12 protein-coding genes are annotated in these 18773 nt (G+C 73.2%); 2 read left to right on the forward strand and 10 right to left on the reverse strand.

All coding sequences use genetic code 11. From position 1 onward, the window contains the following. Window positions 1-68 precede the first annotated feature (68 nt). Genes I6A60_RS43625 through I6A60_RS19520 form a run of 4 tightly spaced genes read right to left on the reverse strand, consistent with a single transcriptional unit; the run spans window position 69 to window position 5779 of the window. Window positions 69-1721, reverse strand: a complete 1653-nt coding sequence (locus tag I6A60_RS43625) for a GGDEF domain-containing protein (RefSeq protein WP_203014305.1) — start codon at window positions 1719-1721, stop codon at window positions 69-71. 55 nt (window positions 1722-1776) lie between these two features. Next, window positions 1777-2571 (reverse strand): TIGR03084 family metal-binding protein, encoded by a 795-nt coding sequence (locus tag I6A60_RS19510; RefSeq protein WP_203014308.1) that lies wholly within the window; start codon window positions 2569-2571, stop codon window positions 1777-1779. Continuing rightward, window positions 2571-4109 (reverse strand): AMP-binding protein, encoded by a 1539-nt coding sequence (locus I6A60_RS19515; RefSeq protein ID WP_203014311.1) that lies wholly within the window; start codon window positions 4107-4109, stop codon window positions 2571-2573. The genes I6A60_RS19510 and I6A60_RS19515 overlap by 1 nt, the downstream gene beginning before the upstream one ends. Window positions 4110-4111: 2 nt before the next feature. After that, entirely contained in the window at window positions 4112-5779 is a 1668-nt protein-coding gene (locus tag I6A60_RS19520) for a CocE/NonD family hydrolase (RefSeq protein WP_203014314.1), read from the reverse strand. Window positions 5780-6156: 377 nt separating this feature from the next. Here I6A60_RS19520 and I6A60_RS19525 point away from each other — a divergent pair, with 377 nt between their 5' ends. Continuing rightward, complete coding sequence (locus I6A60_RS19525; RefSeq protein ID WP_203014316.1) at window positions 6157-7503, forward strand: S9 family peptidase; 1347 nt, start codon at window positions 6157-6159, stop codon at window positions 7501-7503. Window positions 7504-7524: 21 nt separating this feature from the next. On the opposite strand, the gene I6A60_RS19530 is transcribed toward I6A60_RS19525, so the two are convergent. After that, a complete protein-coding gene (locus I6A60_RS19530; protein WP_203014319.1) occupies window positions 7525-8505 on the reverse strand; it encodes a hypothetical protein in 981 nt (326 codons plus the stop codon). 160 nt (window positions 8506-8665) lie between these two features. Further along, on the reverse strand, window positions 8666-9058 hold the full coding sequence (locus I6A60_RS19535) for an SCO5389 family protein (RefSeq protein ID WP_203014322.1): 393 nt from the start codon (window positions 9056-9058) through the stop codon (window positions 8666-8668). Between the two features lie 299 nt (window positions 9059-9357). Here I6A60_RS19535 and I6A60_RS19540 point away from each other — a divergent pair, with 299 nt between their 5' ends. After that, entirely contained in the window at window positions 9358-10482 is a 1125-nt protein-coding gene (locus I6A60_RS19540; protein ID WP_203014325.1) for a PP2C family protein-serine/threonine phosphatase, read from the forward strand. 24 nt (window positions 10483-10506) lie between these two features. Here the strand turns inward: I6A60_RS19540 and I6A60_RS19545 are convergent, their stop codons facing one another. From I6A60_RS19545 to I6A60_RS19560, 4 genes are all read right to left on the reverse strand, one after another. Next, window positions 10507-11796 carry a TIGR02679 family protein gene (locus I6A60_RS19545; RefSeq protein ID WP_203014328.1) on the reverse strand — a complete coding sequence of 430 codons (1290 nt, stop codon included), beginning with the start codon at window positions 11794-11796 and terminating at the stop codon, window positions 10507-10509. Beyond that, window positions 11796-15974: a TIGR02680 family protein gene (locus I6A60_RS19550; RefSeq protein ID WP_203014379.1), complete on the reverse strand. Its 4179-nt coding sequence runs from the start codon at window positions 15972-15974 to the stop codon at window positions 11796-11798. Before I6A60_RS19550 ends, I6A60_RS19545 begins: the two co-directional genes overlap by 1 nt. A 5-nt stretch (window positions 15975-15979) precedes the next feature. Beyond that, window positions 15980-17254: a TIGR02678 family protein gene (locus tag I6A60_RS19555; RefSeq protein ID WP_203014331.1), complete on the reverse strand. Its 1275-nt coding sequence runs from the start codon at window positions 17252-17254 to the stop codon at window positions 15980-15982. Then, on the reverse strand, window positions 17245-18773 hold a 1529-nt coding region (locus tag I6A60_RS19560), incomplete at its 5' end, for a TIGR02677 family protein (protein ID WP_203055661.1). The genes I6A60_RS19560 and I6A60_RS19555, both read right to left, overlap by 10 nt.

Below are 18773 nucleotides of genomic sequence, written 5' to 3' on the forward strand. Positions count from 1 at the left end.
TAGGCGCCGCCGCTGCCGCCCGGTAGGCGTGTGCTGACATGCGGCACCGCCGTTCCCTCGGCCGGTCGTCATGGCCCGCGCGACATGTGTCCTCGTCTTGGGCGTCCCGCCTGCCGGAGGCGGCGTCCGCGCGTCGGCGGACCTTCCTCCGCCGCGGGAGGACGGGACGAGGCCGCCTTCCGGCTGCGTTTCGTCGCGTACATCGCCGCGTCGGCACGGCGTAGGAGAGTTGCCGGTACGGCGGCCTCGCCCTGTGTCAGGCGGGCGACGCCGACGCTGACGTGGACGACGCGGTCCTCGCCGTTGAGGGCGACCGGGTCGGTCATCCGGGCGCCGATGCGGGCGCCGATGACATCCGGATCGTCGGACGGGTCCTCGACCAGCACGGCGAACTCGTCGCCGCCCAGCCGGGCGACGAGGTTCGGTGGGCCGACACACTCCAGGAGCCGTCCAGCCGTGGCCCGAAGCAGCTCGTCGCCGGCATCATGCCCCAGCGTGTCGTTGACGGCCTTGAAATCGTCGAGGTCGCACATGAGCAGTGCCAGGCCGCCGGTGCGTCGCGTCAGGGCGGCGGCGAGGTGCTCGTTCAGCCGTGCGCGGTTCGGCAGCCCGGTCAGGGCGTCGTGGTACGCGAGATGTCGCAGCTGCCGCTGCCCGGCCCGGACCCGGGAGAGCAGCCGCACGTTGTCGAGCGCGGTGATCAGCTGTCGGACGATCACCAGACAGACGAGCACCAGGGTGAATCCGATCTCGTTGCGAATCAGGGCGGCTCCGGTGACGATCCGCGCGGCGGACAGACCGAGCAGCATGACGAGGGGGAGGTACGGCAGCAGCAGCCGCGGCCACAGGTTGGCGAGCTCCGGACGGGCGGCCGCTGGGCCGGCCCGCGAGGGATGCCGCCCGACGGCGAGACCGAGAATCACGCAACCGATGATGTACGCGGTGGTGACGCCGAAGCCGAAGAACTGGTCGGGGGTCGCCACCTTCGTCAGCGCGAGCCACTGGGCCACCCCGAACGCCACGAAGCTGACCGTCAGCAGGGCCTGTGTCTGAGGATCGCGGGCCCGGCGGAAACAGGCGACCAGGAGCAGCAGCACGACGATCAGCACGTTGATCGAGAAGCGGACGACGAGATACGGCGACAGCCCGGACGACCGCGCCTCCACGATGGGGCGCAGCGCGGCAGACCAGCAGAGCAGAGTCGCCGAGCCGGTTATCAGCAGTCCGTCCAGCACGATGACGAGGCGCCAGCGGTGGTGGCGATGCCGGTCCGTCGGTTCCGGACCGCGGCCGGCCGCGTCTGTCGGCAGCACGATGATCGCGCACAGCGACAGCAGCGGTGTCAGGAAGTAGCCGAGGTCGACGAGGCTGATGTTCGCTGGTGGCGCGCCGCGGGCCACGACGTACGCGAGCGCGATGGCCGAACCCAGGGTCGCCGTCCCGCCTGCCGCGGCGAGCAGGAGTCGCCAGACGCGCTCCTCATGTCGTGTCCGCAGCCCGCACCAGGCGCAGTACCCGCCTATCAGGAGAGAGGCCCCGGTGGCGCTCGCGATGCGGACGATGCGGTCGGCCTGCCCCGACGCGACCAGGACGGCCGACAGATAGCTCGCCACGTAGAGGACGCCGAGGACGACCACCCAGCGCGGCTCGGCGGGCAGCCGGCCGGCACCGGCCTCCGCCGGTTCGGACCGCCGCGGCGACGGTGCCTCCTCACGGCTCACGAGGCTGCACTTCCCCGTCGATCAGGACCGCATCCCTCACTGAGGCGGCACGCTGTTACTCAGGGTCACGCTGAGAGGGTTTGTCCCCGGGTGGACCGGCGAAGGCCTGGGCGACATCCAGCCAGCCGTTGGCGATCGGACCCTGGGCCGACAGTGCCGTCTGCCGACGATGGCGACGCTGGGTAACCAGGAGGCAGAAGTCCTCCGCCGACCCGGTGACCCGGTCGGTGGCGTCGCGCGGCCCCCAGGTCCAGGTCCCGGATTCGGGCGCGGCGAGCTCGACACGGACCGGCACGTCGGGCTCTGGTCGCCCGTGGACCCGGAAGCTCCAGCCGATGGTGCGCACGCCGAGATGCGCGACGTGCCTCAGCCGGGCCGTGGGCCACCGGGTCAGGCCGAGGGCATCGTGGATGTCCTGACCGTGCGCCCAGGTCTCCATCAGCCGCGCGGTCACCGACGAGGCGACGCTCATCGGTGGCCCGTACCAGGGGAGCGACGCTGCCGGGTCCAGGTCGGCGAAGACCTCCAGATAGCGGCCGCGGGCCGCGCGGAACCAGGTCAGCGCGTCGTTCGGCGGCAACATCCGGTATCGCTCCGCCACCCGGTCGCCGAGGCTGTCCACCTGGGCGTCCGAAACCGGGGCCTCGTCCCTGAAACGTGCCGGGTCGCTCGCCGCGGTCACCGCGGCGTCGTCGAAGAAGGCCAGGTGGGTGACCTGGCCACGGATCGTCCAGCCCGCCGCCGGAGTGGGCCGGTCGAAGTCGCTGGCGCGCAGTCCGCCGAGCACCCCGTCGAGCTCGGCGGACTCGGCGCCGAGGTCGGCGATCAGCGCCGCGAGGTCGACGGCCATCAGCCCTGCCCTCGGGCCGACTCGCGCAGCGGGCCCTTCAGTATCTTGCCGGTCGCGTTGCGCGGCAGGTCTTCGACGACAAGCACGCGCACCGGCACCTTGTAGGCGGCCAGGCGCTCGCGGCACCAGGCACGCAGCTGGTCGGGCTCGGCCGTGGCCCCCCGGGCCAGGACGACGAAGGCGACACCGGCCTCGCCCCACCGCGGGTGCGCGGCGCCGACCACGGCGGCCTGGCTGACCGCCGGGTGGGCGTGCAGGGCGTTCTCCACCTCGGCGGGGTAGACGTTCTCGCCGCCGGAGATGTACATGTCCTTCCACCGGTCGACCAGGACGAGGTGGCCGTCGCCCGTCACGGACGCCACGTCTCCGGTGCGGAGCCAACCGTCGGCGGTGAACGCCTCGGCGGTGGCGGTCGGGTTTCTCCAGTAGCCCGGCGTGACCAGCGCCCCGGACACCTGCAGCTCGCCGGGCTGTCCCGGCGCGGCCGGCCGGCCCTCGGCGGTGTGCACTCGGCACCGGGCGTAGAGCAGAGGCAGCCCGATCGTGCCGTTGTGGCTCAGTTCCTGGCCGGGCGGCATCGCCGTCACGCAGGCGCCGGCCTCGGTGATGCCGAAGACGGTGGTGAGGGCGACGCCTCGGCGTCCCCAGGCCTCCACCAGCGCCGACGGCACCGGTGCGCCGCCGACGACAGCGACGAACGGCCGCAGTGGCGCGTCGGCGAAACCGGGTAGCTGCTCCATGAACTGGTAACTGGCCGGCACCCCGCAGAAGTGGGTGACCGGCGTGCTCGTGTCGGTGAGGAGGTCGAGCGTCTGCGCCGGATCGAAGGCGCGCGCGACCAGGACGGTTCCCCCCGCGTAGAGGACGGGGTTGGCGAAGAGGTTCAGACCGGCGACGTGGAAGGTGGGCAGCACCGTCAGGCAGCGGGACTCCGCACCGACCCGGTGGGCGACCAGAATGCCGTGCATGCTGGCGAGCACGCCGCGGTGGGTGGCCTGCACCCCCTTCGGCAGGCCGGTCGTGCCCGAGGTGTAGATGATCATCCAGACCGAGTCCTCGTCGACCGGTGCCGGTGACCACCAGGGTGGCACGGCGGCGCTGGCCAGCACCTCGTAGCCGTCCGGCTCTCCGTGCTCGCTGGCCCAGCCCACGGCCGCCGGGACACCACCCGCCCCGGCCACGTCGGCGGCCACCGCCCCCGAGGCGCTCTCGTGCACCAGCATCGCGGGTTCGGCGTCACGGGCGACGTCGATCAGCTCCGCCGCCGTGAGCCGCCAGTTGAGCGGGACCACGATCGCCCCGAGCAGGGCGCAGGCGTAGACGACCTCGAACACCCGGGCGTCGTTGCGGGACAGCACCGCGACCCGGTCGCCGGCGCGGATCGCGTGGCGCTCGGCCAGTGACCACGCCACCGAGCGGACGCGGCGGGCGAACTCGCCGTAGGTCAGCGCCCGGCCACGGTGGAGGTCGACCAGCGCCGGCCGGTCGGGGCCGCGCCGGGCGTGGTGCTCGAGCCAGGAGACGACAGGCTGCCCCACGGTCAGCCCCGGACGGGGAGGGTGACCCGCGACCTCGTGAGGTCGATCGTGCGATGTGAGGCCCTCATCGCGGTACTGGTCGCCGGATCCTCGTCGGTGCCGAGGTTGCGTTCCCAGCGCGGGAAGGAGCCGCCCGCGATCAGCAGCCGCAACCGGTGGCCGGCGGCGAACCGGTGCGCGACCGCGTCCAGGTCGAGCCGGACGACACCGTCACCACCGGCCGGATCGAGCCGCAGGAACCCGTCACTGACGTTGCGCGACCTGCCGTGCGCGGTCACCTCGCTGAGGCGGACGAACAGGTCGACGTGGGGGTTATCGCTGGCATGTGCCAGTTCGACGACCGGGACACCGATGACCTCGAGGGGCTCGTCCAGGGGCTCGCTGGTGAACGAGACGGTGTCGGCCCGGGTGGCGAGCACGCTGTCGTCCTTGTAGCCGCCGAAGGAGGGGGCCAGCAGCCGGCCGCCGACCGTCGGTGTCGGGTCGGCCGGGTCGTAGGTGAACGCGACCGGCGCCGAGTCGGCGGGCGCGGGCTGGTCGCCCAGGACCGCGTCCGGCTGGAGGTGAAGGACGCGCTCGGTGGTGGCCGGCGGCCACGACGCGAGGTCGCGCCACTCCTTGGCCCCGGTCACGAAGACTCGGACCGGTGCCGGCCGGCGACGTGGCCCAGCGCCGGCCAGGTGCTCGGACAGCCAGTCCAGCGCCTCCGAGACCAACCTGGAACCACCGGCGGTGAGCGAGCCGAGGTGGGTCCACGGTCCGACGGTCAGCGCCACGTCCAGGCCCCGGCGGTGGAGATGTTCGTACTGGGCGAGAGTCTGCGGAAAGAAGAGGTCCTGCCAGCCGGTCTGCAACAGCACCGGCACCGTCACCCTGTCCAGCGCTGCCTGGAGCCGCATGGCGGACCAGAGGGGATCGCCGAGGTCGCGCTGACTGGCCCAGCCGCGGTACCAGGTGGCGCGTCCGTCACACAGGCCGTCTGAGCCAGCCGCCACCGGAAGCGTGGACATGGCGCCGGCCTGGCGGCGAGCCGATCTGGCCATCCGCAGCTGCGAGCGCAGGAACGAGTCCTGCTCCTGGTGGGTGACGACGTCACTCCAGCCGAGGAAGTCGTTCAGGTTGAAGGCGCCCCCGGAATACGCCGCCTGGCTGAAGTCGTGTGGGCCCACCTGTATGACGGCGGCGGCCAGTTCGGGCGGCGGGTCCATGAGCAGTGCCCACTGGGTAAAGCCCATATAGGAAGCACCGAAGGTCGCGAAGCGGCCCCCGAACCACGGCTGGTCGCGTAACCACGCGACGGTGTCCGCGGCGTCCTCGCTCTCGCGCACCATTGGCTCGAAGTCACCGCCGGAACCGAACGTGCCGCGACAGCGGGCCAGCACGACGTGATAGCCGTAGGAGGCGAACAGGCCGCCGTACAGCGGCGCGTTGAGGCTGTTGAAGCCGTAGGGGCCGCGGACCAGGACGGTTCCCACGGCCTCGCCGACGGGCGCGAAGTGGTCGGCCAACAGCACCGCGCCGTCCCGGGTCGGGATCGGCACGTCGTGGCTCACCGCGACGTGGCTCGTCGCCGACGGCAACTTCAGGAAACGGCGGACGGCCGCGTCGAGGGCACGCTGACCTCGCTTGCGCGGCTTGGGGGCAGACGTCGGCAGCACCGTGGTGGACACGGACGACCTCCTGGGCTCGGACGAGCGTCGATGGCGAATCAGCCGTCCAGGGCGAGCCGCGGCCTAAACAGGTCAGCGGGTGAGCGGGTTACCAGCGCCGGCGCGGCGAAAGCCCGGCGTCACCGGTTATAGGCGCGGCCCCGCCAACGACCAAGGCGTGTGCCGCAGGACGGAACACGGGAATGCCGCCGGACGCGTCGGGATCAGGTAAAGGCTGGTCCCCAGCCGGCGGCGTGCGCGGTGTTCCGCCCTGCGGCACACCGCTGGTTTCGCGGTAGACCCGGGCATATCACCGATGTCAGCTGGGGGTGCCGATCAGATCGAAGAGAGGCCGAACTGTGCCGAGTAGGAAACCTCGCGCCGGGATCGTGTCGGCGGTGGTGCTGACCGCCGTCGCGGTCGCGCTGGGCCCGGGCTCGCCGGCCGGCGCCACACCGCCGACGGGCCACGTCACCGGCACGCTCCCGGACGGCGCCCAGTACGTGATGGATGTACCGGCCAACTGGAACGGGACCGTCCTGCTCTTCAGCCATGGCATCGTCCCGGCCGGTCTGGGCCTGCCGAACCCGCCGACGAACTCCCTCGGCAACGGCGACGGGCCTGTGCTGCTTGCCAAGGGGTACGCGCTCGTCGGCTCGTCCTACGCGACGGAGGGCTGGGCCGTGGAGCAGGCGATCCCCGACCAGCTCGACACCCTGGCCCTGTTCCAGGAGAAGTTCGGGCCGGCCAGGCACACGATCGCCTGGGGCGCGTCGATGGGCGGGATGATCACTACCGCGATCGCGGAGCAGCACCCGGAGGTGATCGACGGCTCGCTGGCCATGTGCGGACTGGAGATGGGTGGCGTCGCCGAATGGAACGCGCTGCTCGACAGCAGCTTCGCCTTCAAGGCACTGCTGGCCCCGCAGTCCGGCGTCGCGCTGACCCACCTGGGCGACCTGAGCGCGGCCGAGGCGTCGGCGGCAGCCTTCTCGAAGGTAGCCGCCACCGCGCAGACCACACCGGCGGGGCGTGCTCGCATCGCGCTCGCCGCCGCCCTGTATGACGCGCCCGCCTACAACACCCCAGGGCAGACGGTGCCCGCCCCAGGAGACTGGGCGACGGCCGAGGTGAATCAGGAATCCGACCTGGTCAGCCAGGTCTTCACCGCCCAGTTCATTCTGCGCGCCGAAGCCGAGGAACGCGCTGGCGGCAACATGTCCTGGAACACCGGGGTCGACTATGGCGCGCTTCTGGCCAGGTCGGCCTACGGCCAGGAGGTCGTGGCGCTTTACCAGAAGGCTGGACTTTCACTGTCCGCCGATCTCGCCACCGTCAACCGCGCCAGCCGGATCAACGTCGAGCCGGCCATGGCCTACATGGAGCGCTACGTCTCCTTCGACGGCGAGCTGAGAAAACCGCAGCTGGACATCCACACCATTGGGGACGGCCTGGTGCCCGTGACGGGGGAGAGCGCCTATCGGGACGCGACGATCGTCGCGGGTCGCGCCGACCTTCTTCGCCAGGCGTACGTCAACTCTCCCGGGCACTGCAACTTCACCGCCGGCGAGGTGACGGCGGCGGTCGACACGATCGACCACCGGGTCCAGACCGGCGTCTGGGGTGGCAGCGCGAGCCCAGCCGCGTTGAACAGCCTGGCCCACCGGGACGTCCCGTCGGGCACGGCGAACTACGTCGCCTATCAGCCCAGCCCGTACCTCCGCCCGTTCAACCTGCTCCCGTAGCGGAACCGCGCCACAGAATGGTCAGCGGGCCGGCGGAACCTCGCCCCGGGCCGACGTCAGGGAGAACTCGAAGAGTCCCGGGACCGAGCTGTCCCCGGTGTCGACCCTCAGCGTCGCGCCGTGGCGTGGATCGGGGTGGGTCGTGAATGCGGTCCCACGCCGCCCAAGGTCCTCCGCTTTGGCGGCCACGTCGTTCACGCCGATCCGGATCGCCCACGAGCCCGGGCCCCAGCTGTCGAGCGAGTCCTTCACCTCGCCGGCCACGACCGGCTCGAGCAGCTCCAGCTCGGCGCTTCGTGGATGGGCAAAGGCGAACACCGCCCGAAGGCAGCCGGTGGTCGCGTCGCGCTCGGGGCCCAGAACCGGGCGCCAGCCAAGACTGCGGTCGAGCGCCGACAGCGTGTAGCGGAGATCCTCGACGATCCAGCTGCGGCGCAGTACCCGGATCATGGTTCCCGGCGGCAGAGCCGTGTCGGCCGGCGGATCCCAGAATGTCGGTCGGGGTGCGATCGCGGCGGTTTCACAGATCTCCAGGAAGAGGCCGCCGTCGACGTCCGGCTGGTAGGCCCCCGGATCTTTTTCTGTCCAGCCGAGCCAGAGGCGGTCGTGGGGCGTGGGCGGTACGCCGGGCATCTTGTAGAAGCGACAACCGAGCTCGTCGAGACGTCGCGCGACGCGCCGAATATCCGAGGTGGCGACCTCATTCGCGTGAACCTTCCACGGCCGGTCGCCCTGGGCCGCGAGTAACTGTGGAAGGAAGCTGATAGTGAGCGCCGGGTCGATGGCGGGGTCGACCGGTGCCATCGCCATCGCCTCGATGCGGGTTGGAGACATCGCCATGGAGGGGTGCACCCGGGCGAAAAGCCAGGTAAATCCGTATCCCGGGGCTTTGCCGCTCCAGGAGGCTCGTTGTTCGGGAAAACCGAGCCGGTCCACGAAGACGCGTTCGGCCACGGCGACGTCGTCGACGAAGACCTCGGCATTGATCAGAAAGTCGAACATCTGAGACCTCGCGCATCCGGCATGGGCGGCGGGAGCCTGCCGAGTACTTAACAGTGTTCAGTAACCTACCAGCCTGCGGGTCGACGGGACGGTCGTCGCGCCCTCGGCGACGGCCAGGAGGCCGTGGGTGTCGGGTCCGGGGCACCCACGGCCTCGCCGGTCAGCAGTTGCGCAGCGTCGGGGACTGGTTGAGCAGCTGGCCGCGGGGTGAGGTGAAGGCCCGGTAGCGGTCGCCGCCGACGGCGGCGAGCTGGAACGCGGCGACGCGGTGGCAGTTCTGGAAGGCGAGCTTCACGCCGAAGTGCCGTTCCAGGCCGGCGCGGATCGCGTCGCTGGCCAGCGCCCGCAGCAGCTGCCCGCGCTCCGCCTCGCTCGGCGGCGCGACCGCGTGGTCGGCGAACTCGCCGTCACTCGTGCGCAGGTCGGCGGTGACCTGGCTGACGACGCTCCAGGCGTAGGGCAGGGACTGCCGTACGCAGTCGACGAACTCGGCGTCGGCGACGGCGCCGGACTCGGCCTTCTCCAGCAATGCGGTGGGGACGTCGAGGGACATGGCATTCCTCCTGAGGGTGCGGAAGATCGTGGTCAGGCGACACGGGCAGTCGTGCTGGTCACTCCAGGTCGCGATCTCGTTGCCGAGGCGAGCTATCCGAGATGGTAACGAAAACCATTGCCAATAACGATGCGAATCGCCGGTCGGACGCCCACCTCGTCCCTGCCGACGGGAGGAGCGCCTCAGGTGTGGGTGGGTGTCTGCGGTGGCCAGGCGGGGGTAGCCCTCGGTGGTAGGCCCGCCTCGCTGCGCGTTCGGCCCGTCCGCCCGAGGGGCCGCCTCGTTCGGGGGGAGACGGTGTGAGCAGGCAGTCCACAGGCCCCGAGCCCCCGCGCGACCCGGCCGCCGCGCGACAGCGGCCAGGACTCAGCTGGTGGGCCGCGCGGGTCGCCCCCCTGGCCGTGCTCGCGGTGGTCATCGCCGTCGATCTGACGGCACGGCGCAACTGGACGCTCCTTGAGCTGCTGGTCCTCTGTCCCCTGGTCGCGGCGACCCTCGTCCAGCCGCGGCTCACCATCGTGTACGCGGCCCTAGCGGTCGTCAGCGCGGTACTGCTCGGCCTCGACGAAGATCTTTACAGCCCGCAGAGCCGGGGACTGCTGGCCCAGTTCCTGCGCGTCGGCGGCGTCGCGATCGGCGGCGTCATCGCGATCCTCGTCAGCGTGTACCACGCCCGCCGCGAGCGAAAACTGCGGACAGTCACCCACGTGGCGCAGGTGGCGCAGCTCGCCATCCTCGCGCCCGTCGCCCCGGTCATCGACGGCGTCCGGCTCGCCGGGCACTACGAGAGCGCCGCGCGGGAGGCGACCGTCGGCGGTGACCTCTACGAGGCCACCGAGAGCCCCTGGGGCCTGCGCCTGATCATCGGCGACGTGCGCGGCAAGGGGCTCGACGCGGTCCATCTCGCGAGCCGCGTGCTCGGCGGCTTCCGGATGGCCGCCGCCCGAGCCGAGCGCCTCAGCGACATCGTCGCCGACCTCGACACCGAGGTCGCGAAGGCCAGCGGCCTCGATGACTTCGTCACCGCGGCCGTCATACAGATCAAGGGCCGCCGGCTGACGTTGGTGAACGCCGGCCATCCGGACCCGATCCTGCTGGAGGACGACACCGCGCGCCCGCTCGCACCAGCAGGACGACAGCCACCCCTGGGCCTCGGCGCAGACGGCACCAACACGATCGCGGTGTCGGTACGGCCCGGCAGCCGCCTCCTGCTCTACACCGACGGCCTCGCCGAGGCACGCAACCCGGGCACCGGCGGGTTCATCCCCCTCCTGCCCTGCGTGCGCGGCGCGTTCGCCCACCGGCCGCTGGACGACGGCCTCGGCGAGCTCGTCCGCCAGCTCCGTGACTGGACCGAGAACACCCTCAACGACGACGTCGCGCTCATCGCCGTCGAGATCCCAGGACCAGACCCACCTGCCTAGCCGCGGGACCAGCGTTCTGAGGCCTCAGCCGGCCGAGCCAGCGGCCGCGAGGTCGGCCAGAAGGTCGGGGAGGACCAGTTCCTCGTCGATGCGGACGGCGTGCCGCTCCAGGGCTCGCCGCAGCTCTGGGTCCCAGGGCGCGTCGACGGGCCGGCCGGTCAGCTCACCACCGCCGACGGCGAGTGCGGCCAGGTAGGCCGTGGAATCGAACCGCCAGGGCCGCCAGGCGATCCGATCCAGCAGGCCGCCGGCGATCCGCAGGCCGCCCCAGTCGAAGTCGCCGTGGTAGACGAACCGAGCGCCGTCGCCGGCCAGAGCGTCGAGCAGGCTGAGGACCGCGGTCGACGGTTGGCCCGACACGCAGACAAGGGGTGGAGCGGCGGCGCCCAGCTCGTCGGCCGCGCTGGCCAGCACGATCGGGTTCTCGCAGAGGAAGACGGTGCGCGCGCCGGCGCCCAGTTCTGCCTGGTGCTGGCCGTGGCTGAGCTGGCGCAGTGTCAACACGCAGGGTTCGCCGGCCTGGCTCGCGGCGGCGAGGATCCGCCCGGTCGAGGTCACGGAGCCGCCTGGTACGCCCAGGCACAGCACGGTGGACGACAGGTCGTCGCGGTGTACGCCGACGGCGGCCCAGGCGGCGCGGCGGCCCGCGGCGGAGCCGTCGCCGGTCGGGCTGGAGCCGCCCAGCACCCGGACCGCGGGCAGCACGAGCGTCGTCAGTGGCCGACCGTCGTCCAGGGCGTGGGCGTCGCCGGCGCAGGCAGCGGCCAGTCGGCCGAGCGCGACGCCAGGCGACGGCAGCTCGTCGAGCACCGCTCTGAGCCCGCGCACCAGCGGCCCGGCCGCCTGCGGGGTCCCCGCCAGCCGGCGCAGCGTGCCGGTGCCGTCCAGCCAGCTCAGCCAGGCCGCGAGACTCGGGCGCGCGGCGACGAGGGCATCCAGCGGCGCCCGCGCGGCCGACCAGGCCGATGCCTCGGCGGCCGCGGCTGCGGCCAGATCCTGGACCGGGCCGGTCAACAGCCGGACGGCCTCGGCGAGCCCGCCGGGCGCCGCGCCGCTGGTGCGCAACAGGGCGTCAACGTCGTCCAGGGACACCGACAGCGACGTGCCGGCACCTGCCCGACGGCCGAGGAGCAGCTCGGCGGCCCGCCGCTGCTCCTGACTGGCATTGCCGAGGGTGACGATGCCGGTGAGCGGTCGGCCCTGTTCGAGGCGGCGCCGGGCGCGGCTCACCAGCCAGCCCGTGTGCTCACCGCCCAGCAGCCGGCCGAGTCGCTCGCTCCCGCCGCCCGGCTCGGTCGCGGTGTCTGGTTCCATCAGTCGAACGGAAGCAGGGCGTCGGCGTCGGGCGCGTCCTGCGCGGCCCGCGGTGGCTCGGGCAGCCGCGGCGCCGGCCGGCTGAGCCGGGACCTGGCGCTACCGTCCCAGCGCCAGGGAGTGACCAGGACAGCGTCGACGCCGTCGCGGCGGGAGAGCTGGGCGATCGCCAGGCCGGGTACCTCCGGGTAGCAGCCCCACTCGCGTTCGCTCGTCATCACGACGTCCAGGTCGAACGCGGCGAGCAGGCCGAGGCACTTCGCGCGAGAGTCGTCGTCGACGCCTGCGAAGGCCTCGTCCAGGGCGATGAGGCGCGGCGCCCGCTGGCTGCCGGCCGAGTCGTAGAACGAGGAGGCGGCGGCGAACAGCGGCACCGACGCGGCGAGTACCCGCTCGCCGCCCGACGCCGGACCGGTCGCCGTGCGCCACACCCCGTCCTGGAACCGCTGGACGGCGAACTCGTGCCAACGCCGGTAGTCGAGCGCGCGGGTCAGCTGCTCGGCCCAGCCTCCGCTGGTGTCCGCGCTGTGCTCCTTGCCGATCTCGTCCTGGAGGAAGGCTCCGACCGCGGCCCGGTCGGCCGCGCTCCACGCGTCGGTGGTCTGCCGCAGCAGCCGGTCGCGGACCGGGGTGAGACCGTCGGGCGCGGTGCGGGCGGTCCGCCACTGCAGCCGCAGCCGCATCCCGGTCGAGGTCGGCCGGGTCTCCAGCGCGGCGTTGATCTGGCGGACCTGCTCCTCGGCGGAGCTGATCAGCTCCTGGAGCGCGCCGGCGACCTCGTTGACCAGGTGGTTCTCCAGGATCTCCCGTTCCTTCGCCGAGAGCAGCAGGGCTCGCTGCTCGGTCTCGGCGACGAGTGCCTCGACCAGGGCGGGGACGTCCTGCCGGCGGCCCTGGAACAGCACGTCGACGACGATCACCCCGTCGGCGACCACCATCCCGACCGTGTGACCATGCCGGGACAGCGCGTCGGTGAGGACCTTATGCTCGGCGGACACCCGCTGTTGGACCAGCTCCCACCGGCGGTCGGCCTCGTCGACGGCGTCGAGCGCGGTGTTGACGGCCCGGGCGACCGCGATCGCCGGGTTGGGGGCCCACGGGACCGCCGGGTCGGGGATCTCCAGGCCGGGAACCGCGACCGCGAGCAGACCGGTGGCGGCGAACGCCCGCAGCCGGTCGATGGCGGCCTCCCGGTCGCTCGCGGCCTGCGCGATGGAGGCGGTCAGCGCCTCGCGGCGGCCCTCGGCCCTGCCCCGCTCGTCGAGCGCGGCCCGCTCGGCCGCCCGAGCCGTCTTCTCCTCGCGGCGGCCCTCGCCAAGCTCGGCGTCGACGGCGGCGAGCCTGCGGAACAGCTCGTCGACGGCGGCGCCGGAGTTCTCGACCAGCACCCGATGACGTTCCGCCGCCGCCTGGGCCTGCGCCAGGGCCTCTTCATGGTCCTCGCGGGCCTCGGCCTGCCGCATGGTCGCGTTGTCAAGCTCGCCGGTGGCCCTGAGCTGGGTCTGCCGGGACCGGGCGAGGGCCTGCGCCGCCGGCCACAGACCAGCGAGCGCCGCGCGGTAGTCGCCGAGAGCCGCGCGGACGTCGGCGAGAGCGGCCTCACCGGTGGGTAGCCCGACGTCGCCCGCGAACTCCGTCGCCGCGGCGTGCGCCGCGTCCGCCTCGGTCCGGCGCGTGCTGAGGAGGGCTACCGCCTGCTCGTGCTCCAGATCGACGCGCCTGCGTGCCGCGTGCTCGTGGGCGAGGGCCGCGTGGGCGTCCCGCAGGGCCGTGTCGGCCGGCAGCTCTCGGTGCTCGGCGGCGAGCGCGCGTTGCTGGTCCGCGAGGTCGGCCGCCGCCGTCGCAAGGGTGGCCAGGCGCGCGCGCAGGCCCTCCGCCTCGGCGCGCAGCCGGACCAGCCGGTCCCGCCGCGCCGCCTCACGTGCTCCCTCGCCGAGGTAGGTGGCGGACGGTTTGTGCCACGACCCGGCCAGCACCCCGTTGCGGAACCGGCCGTCGACACCGACCCAGGTACCGGCGCTGGTCTCGTCCAGCCCGATCGCCGCCAGCAGCCGGGCCAGCACGGCGTCGTCCAGCGCGGCGGCCGACTGGTCGGCGCGGTCGACCGCCGGTACGAGCACCGCCGCCAGCGTGCGGCCCGTCGCCGGCCGGTCGGGAGCGACGAGCACGTCGTCGGTGACGGCGTCCCGCAGGTGGCCGTCGGGGCTGACCCAGGCGTCGAGGATCCCGGCCGCTTCCAGCGCCGCCTCGATGCCAGCCCGGTGGTCCGCCGGCACGCCGTCCGCGAAGTCCACCGCCTTCCACAGCGGCGCCCCGGCGCGCCCGGCGCGGGCTGGCGCCGAACGGGTGTACGCGGCCGGCGGCGCGTCGTGACCACCGGCGACCAGGCGTTCGATGTCCTCATCCAGCGCGGCGAGCTCGGTCCGCGCGAGCTCGGTGCGGGCCTCGACCGCGGCCTGCCGGCGGCCGATCGCCGCGGTCGTGTCGCGGGCGGCCTCGTCGACGGCCGTCGCCAGCGGGCTGCGTCCGTCAGGAGCGTCCACCCAGTCGGCGAAGGCGGCCAGCGTCAGGTCCTGGTCGGACAGCCGTAGGAGTACACAGCGGCGCAGATAGGCGGCGCACGCCTCCAGGAGCTGATCGCCGCGCTCGCTGACCTGTGCGTCGGCCACCGCGATGCGGCCGGCGACCGCCTGCTGCTCGCCGGTGATCCGGTCCAGCGAGGTCCTCGCGGTCACCGCGGCCGCCGTGGCTGCCGCCGCCGTCCCGAGCAGCCGCTCCAGGCTCGCGACGGCCCGCTGCTGGTCGGCGATGATCGCGTCGCCCGCGCGCCGCGCGTCCGGGTACGGCGGCTCCTCCCGTTCCAGCTCGCGCAGCACGCCCGTGTGGCGGTCGCCGGTGAGCGCGGAGCTGGCGGACCGGGTGGCGTCCTCGGCGACGGCGTCGAACGACACCTCGTCGCCGCGGACCGCGCCTTGGGCGTCGGCGAGCTGGGCTCGCCAGCTCTCGACCGCTCGGGCGGCCTGCTGGCTGTCCTGCGCCCGCTGCGCGGCGAACCGGGCGAGCCGGGCGGCCTCCTGTTCGGCCGAGCCCAGCGCCTTGGCGTCACGCATCTCAGGGCTGTCCCGCAGGGCCTCGTGCTGGGCCGCGAGCTGCTCGGCCCGCCGTGCCAGTTCGCCGAGACGCGTCACCGCGGCGTCCAGTGCCTCCTGCGCGCGTTCGCGGGCGGCCTGTGCCTCGGCCAGCTCACGGCCGTGCTGCTCGTAGCGGCTGTGCGCCTGGCGCGGCGGCGTGGCGAAGCGCTTCGCCGCGATCTGCGCGTAGCGCCCGTAGTGGGTGAGGAACGCCTGCGTCGCGGCCTGCGCCTCGGTGAGTGCCCGCAGCACCTCCCGCTCCTCGTCCAGCCCCCGGAACGCCTCGGCGACCGTGGTCACGAGGGTGGGGTCCAGCGGCGGCAACGCCTCGGTCAGCGCCCGGGAGAGCAGCTTCTCGTCCGGCTTCTTGGACAGCTGCGGCTGGCGGAGCTGGATGAGCAGGTTGACCAGCGTCTCGTAGCGATGCGGGCCCAGCCCGAACAGCGCCTCGTCGACGGCCCGCCGGTAGTCGGACGCCGTGTCGTACACCTGCCCGTGGCCCTCGATGACCTCCTTGAGCTTGTCCCTGGTCAGCGCGACCCGGGTCGGGCCGACTAGGGAGAAATCGGCGCCGACCCGCTGGCTCGTGACGAAGAACCAGTGGCGGGCGATCCCACGGCCGGCGACCGCTTTCAGCCCGGCCCCGATCGTGCGGTACTCGGGCGTGCCGTCCACGCCGAGCCGGCCGAACTCCAGCCAGGTGTAGCCGAGGCGTTCCGGATGCGGGTGGCGGCCGCCGAGCAGCAGGTTCCACTCCATCCGCTTGTTGCGGTCGCCGTCGGGTTCGACCCGGTGCGGGGCCAGCTCGCCGTCGAGCAGGAACGGCAGCGTCAGCGCGAGCACCTTCGACTTGCCGGTGCCGTTATTGCCGCGCAGCAGCAGCCGCCCGTCGTGGAAGTGAAACTCCTCGACGTCGTAGTAGAAGAGGTCGACCAGCCCGGCGCGCAGCGGCTGCCACCGCTCTCGGCGCGGGACCGGTGGCGGTGCCGCGTCCGAGCTGATGGTCGCCGGCCCGGCCGTCGCCGGGCGCGTCAGGTCCTGCGCCATGCCGCTCACCGGCGGTCTCCCTTGTTCTTCGCCGACCTGGCCCTGCCGTTGGCGCCGGCAGGTGCAGAGTCCGTCTGGCGGTCCCTGATCGTCGGCGCGTCGAGGGCGTAGCGGGCGATCGCCGGCCTTGCGACGACCGCAGCCGGCTCGTCCGGCCCGCTGGGCGCGTCGGCCACGAGCCGCAGTGCGCGCAGCTTGTCGAGCGCGGTCGCGAGAAGCTCCGCGTCCGCGCCGGGCTCGGTGACGCCCCGGCGCCAGTACGAGGCATGCTCGACGGCCTGCTGGCGGACGTAGGTCCGCAACCGGGCGAGCGGCACCGGCTGGCCGGCGCTGGCCCGCTCCGCCAGATACTCGGCGACGAGCAGGGCCACATGCCCGTCCGTGCGCTGCTCGGGCATGCGCACGTCGGTGAGCTCGTCGTCGGGATCGACCATCGCGATGCCCTCGGCCCGCATCTCGGTGGCCAGGCCGGTGGCCTCCTCGACCCGCCGGGTGATCGCGTGGCGCTGGCCGACCAGGTAGGCGCGTTCGTCGTCAGCGAGCTCGTCGTAGTAGACGACCGGCTCGTCCAGCAGCCGGCGGGTGAGCCGCTGGCGCAGCGCCCGGTTGCGCAGGTCGTCGGTGTCGGGAACCGGCTCGGCCGTGAGCTCGGCGAGCCGGCCTTCGAACTCGGTGGCGTCGATGGTCGACGCCCCGCGGGCACCCGTCAGGATCGACGCGAGCACCCGCCGGTGCACGTCGTACAGCGCGTCGCCGGCCTGGGAGAGGTAGGCGTCCTCGTCGCCCGCGACCCGCTCGAGCAAGCCGAGGGACAGCAGTAGCCGGACGACCGCGACCAGGTCCGAGCGTTCGTCGCGGCGGCCCAGTGTGAAGGCAAGCCCCGTAGCGGTGAGCTCAGGGTCGCTCGCCGCGACCAACACGCCCTCGGCCAGCCGGCCGAGGGTGACCTGGGCGTCAGCGGCCTCCAGCACCGAGAGCGCCAGGCACAGCAGCACGTAGCGGCGCCGGCCGAACGGCGCCTTCCCCTTGCCGTCCCTGGCCGGGTAGGTGGCCTCCGCGGTGGTCGCGACCGTCTTGAACAGGCGGGCGGATTCCGCGTCGACTACCAGGCGCCAGCCGGTCTCGGCCGCGAGCCACTCCCGCAGCTCGGGCGCGTGCCGGCGGATCAGCCGCAGCACCTCGTCGTCGGTGCCGGCCGTGCGCAGCGGCCGGGCCAGCAGCGCGCGCAGCGCCCGGCGTCGCGCGGCCCGGCTCTCGGCCGCGAGCGGATCTAGCTCCACGGCCGGCCTCCCGCCGCGACGGATGCCTGCTCGTCCCCCGACGGCGCCGGTTCGCGGCTACGCACACCCGCGCGCTGGGGCGGGATCGCGGCGGCCGCCAGGTCGACGATCTCCACGAGGTGTTCTGGGCCGCGCAGCGTCCCGTCCTCGGTCTCGATCGTCACGACGCCGCCGCCCGGTACCACGGACAGCCGGATGAGGATCGTGCCGTCGCTCGACGTCGTCGTCACCTCGTCGTCGCCGGGAAGGCGCGCCGCCAGGGCATCGCCGAGCAGGCTGAGGAACAGGCGGAACGCGTGCCGATCGAGGACATCGAGCTCGGAGAGCAGCACGGGCCGGTCGGTGGCCAGCCGGCCGCGAGCCGCCGTGGCCTGCTCGGCCTCCGCCGCCGCGTACTCCTCGAGCAGCCGGCGCTGCGCCGCCCGGTCGGCGACCCGGTTGGGTACCCCGCGCCGTTCGTAGGAGCCGGTCCGGCGCAGCTGAGGGCTGATCCGCACCGGCGGCGCATCCCGCCAGGGCGTGCTCGGCGCGGGTGTCTCCTCCTCCCAGGCGGCGACCGTCTCCTGCGTGACCGTCAGGTGCCGCGCGGGGGAGAGCCCGAACGCGGCTCGCCAGAGGCGGTGCGCCGCCGCGTCGTCCGGCGCCTGGGCGAACCAGCGGGCGAGCGTCCGAAAATCTGCTGATCTGTCCGATCGACCGGAGCGTCGCTCGTTGAGTGCCGCCACCGTGTCGATGAGCTGGGTGATCGCTGTGACGGCCGCGCCCCGCAACAGGCGGGCCTGGGAGGGATGACCGGCGTTCGAGAGAAACCAGTCCCGCAGGCCGCGCCACCGGTTGTGCCAGCCGGCCAGCGCCGCGTCCACAGCCGCGTCGTAGGCCGACGCGGGAACCGCGTCCTCGGGCCTGGCCGTGGCGGCCGACTCCTCCTGGCCGGGCTGTGGGTCTGGAATGGCGTCGGCGGCCTCTCGGCGGGCGACGACGAGCAGCAGCCTCTCGACGTCGACCTGTTCCAGCTGGCCCAGCAGGGTGGCGATCTCCGCGCCGCGGTTCGCCAGGTCGGCGATGAACCGGTTGATGTAGTCGATGAGCCGCTGCTTGTAGGCGACGAAGGCCTCGACGTTGCCGTCGGAGAAGTCGATCACGCGGCGCAGCGAAGCCATGAAGGCCTGCGCGTTGTCGGCCAGGCCGGTGAACCGCTCGGCGAGACCGAGCACCAGCAGATGGACCTTGGCTGGGTCCAGCGCCGAGTGGCCGGCCGACGCCAGCTCCAGCAGCGCGCGCAGCTGCGAGGCGATGTCCTCCAGCGCCACGGACTGCAGCGCTCCGCGACGGCCGATCGCCTGCTCGTAGACCGCGATCGCCTCCTCGGCCGCCTGCCCGGCCGGAGTCAGCTGGTAGAGGTAACGCGCCCGGTGGAAGTCCGCCACGGTCGTGGGGGGGCCCGGGGCGGGGGTCTGGGCGCGGTTCGGGCGGGGGGGGGGGGGGTGCGGGGGGGGGCGGGCCGGGGCCGGCGGTTGCC

The organism is Frankia sp. AgB1.9 (assembly GCF_016786355.1).
In the GTDB taxonomy this organism is placed as follows: Bacteria; Actinomycetota; Actinomycetes; order Frankiales; family Frankiaceae; genus Pseudofrankia.